Raw genomic sequence first — 2087 nt, forward strand, 5'->3', positions numbered from 1 at the left:
TGCACCACTGGGTCCGGTACACGGGGACCGTCGGCGCGATGCCGGGTCGTGTGACGGCCGCGGCCGGTCCGGGGCTGCGGCACGCCGACGACGAGGTGCGCGAGGTCGCGGCCCTCTGGCCCGACGGCGAGGCGGTGGTCGGCGCCGACGCGACGGTGGCGCGCATGATCGCGCTGCTCGGGTCGCCGGGCGTCGTGCACCTGGCCGCGCACGGCCGGCACGAGCCCGACAACCCGCTGTTCTCGTCGGTCCGCCTGGCCGACGGCCCGCTCTTCGCGCACGAGCTCGACGCGGGTGCGCAGACGCCGGACCTCGTCGTGCTGTCGAGCTGCGAGGTCGGCCGCGCGTCGGTGCGGGCCGGCGGCGAGGCGCTCGGCATGGCGAGCGTGCTGCTTCGTCGCGGGGTCGGCTGCGTGGTGGCGGCGATCGCCCCGCTGCCAGACGAGACGGCGATGCGCGTGATGACGCGCACGCACGTGCTGCTGCGCGAGGGCGCCCCGGTGGCGCGCGCGGTCGCGACCGCGGTCGCCGAGGACGCCGACCGCACGGGGACGGTCGCGCCGCTCATGTGCTTCGGCGCCCCGGTCTGACCGGCGTGGCGGTGTGACCGGCCCCGGCGCCCCGACCGATCCGGCGCCCTGACCGATCCGGCGCCCTGACCGGCCCGGCGGCGGTGCGGCGCACGCGATTTGGGTGGCGCGGGGGACGTGTCGTAGTCTTGTGGGGCCCAAGACCGCCGGTCGTCGGCGTCGCGTTCCGTGACCTCGACCGAAGTCCCGCAGCAGCGGAGGCCAGCGCAGGTGAGAGTTCCCCGACGGACCGGCCCCGCCGCGTCCCGACGCCGAGCCCCGCGCCTGCGCGGGGCTCTTTCGTTTCTCGGGGCGCAGACCGGTGGCACCACCATCGGAAGGATTGCCATGGCGAGGCCGGACAAGGCAGCCGCTGTCGCAGAGCTCACGGACCGGTTCCGTGAGTCCAACGCGGCCGTGCTGACCGAGTACCGCGGGCTCACCGTCGCGCAGCTCAAGCGGCTGCGCAAGGCGCTCGGCGGTAACGCAACCTACGCCGTGGTGAAGAACACGCTGACCGCGATCGCGGCCAAGGAAGCCGGCCTGACGGGCCTCGACGACGCGCTCAAGGGCCCGTCGGCGATCGCCTTCGTCACCGGCGACCCGGTCGAGGCCGCGAAGGGTCTGCGTGACTTCGCCAAGGCGAACCCCGCGCTGGTCATCAAGGGCGGTGTCCTCGACGGACGCGCCCTGACCGCCGCGGAGGTCACCAAGCTCGCGGACCTCGAGTCCCGCGAGGTGCTCCTGGCCAAGGCGGCCGGTGCGATGAAGGCCAAGCTCTACCAGGCTGCCTACGTCTTCACCGCGAACACCGCCCAGGCCGCCCGTGTCATCGATGCCCTGCGCCAGAAGCAGGAGTCGGAAGGCGCAGCCGCCTGACCCTCGCGGTCACGCGTCGCGCACACCCCCACATCTGCTTCGGCAGCCGGCACGGCTGACCGGGCACCCGACGAAAGGAACGCCATCATGGCGAAGCTCAGCACCGACGAGCTCATCGAGCAGTTCAAGGGCCTCACGCTGATCGAGCTCTCCGAGTTCGTGAAGGCCTTCGAGGAGGTCTTCGAGGTCACCGCCGCCGCCCCCGTCGCCGTCGCCGCGGCCCCCGCCGCCGGTGGCGCGGGCGCCGAGGCCGAGGCCGAGGAGGAGAAGGACTCGTTCGACGTCGTCCTCGAGGCGGCCGGCGACAAGAAGATCCAGGTCATCAAGGAGGTGCGCGCCCTCACGTCCCTCGGCCTCAAGGAGGCCAAGGACCTGGTGGACGAGGCCCCCAAGGCCGTCCTGGAGGGTGTCAACAAGGAGGCCGCCGAGAAGGCGAAGGCGCAGCTCGAGGGCGCCGGCGCCACGGTCACCCTCAAGTGATCTGACTCCGGCCCGGTCCTGCGACCGGCTGCCGGAGGCGCACTGCACGACGAAGGCCGCACCCCGTCCGGGGGTGCGGCCTTCGTCGTCCCCGGCGCGGTGCGGCGGGGGAGGGCAGCCTCAGGGGTGGCCCGCGTGCCCGCCGAGGCCCGGCAGGCC

3 protein-coding genes are annotated in these 2087 nt (G+C 73.8%); all 3 read left to right on the forward strand.

From position 1 onward, the window contains the following. The coding region (locus tag HGA02_RS17360) for a CHAT domain-containing protein (protein WP_168680461.1) at positions 1-590 on the forward strand (590 nt) is incomplete at its 5' end. Positions 591-917: 327 nt separating this feature from the next. Next, entirely contained in the window at positions 918-1448 is a 531-nt protein-coding gene (gene rplJ, locus HGA02_RS17365) for a 50S ribosomal protein L10 (protein WP_124342753.1), read from the forward strand. An 87-nt stretch (positions 1449-1535) separates the two neighbouring features. Next, entirely contained in the window at positions 1536-1928 is a 393-nt protein-coding gene (gene rplL / locus HGA02_RS17370) for a 50S ribosomal protein L7/L12 (protein ID WP_124342754.1), read from the forward strand. Positions 1929-2087 lie beyond the last annotated feature (159 nt).

Origin of the sequence: Cellulomonas septica (assembly GCF_012396155.1) — a bacterium.
GTDB classification, from domain to species: domain Bacteria; phylum Actinomycetota; class Actinomycetes; order Actinomycetales; family Cellulomonadaceae; genus Cellulomonas; species Cellulomonas septica.

Bases quoted from the DNA above. Each gene is read 5' to 3' on its own strand.
- rplJ (WP_124342753.1), top strand. From the start codon at position 918: ATGGCGAGGCCGGACAAGGCAGCCGCTGTCGCAGAGCTCACGGACCGG.
- rplL (WP_124342754.1), top strand. From the start codon at position 1,536: ATGGCGAAGCTCAGCACCGACGAGCTCATCGAGCAGTTCAAGGGCCTC.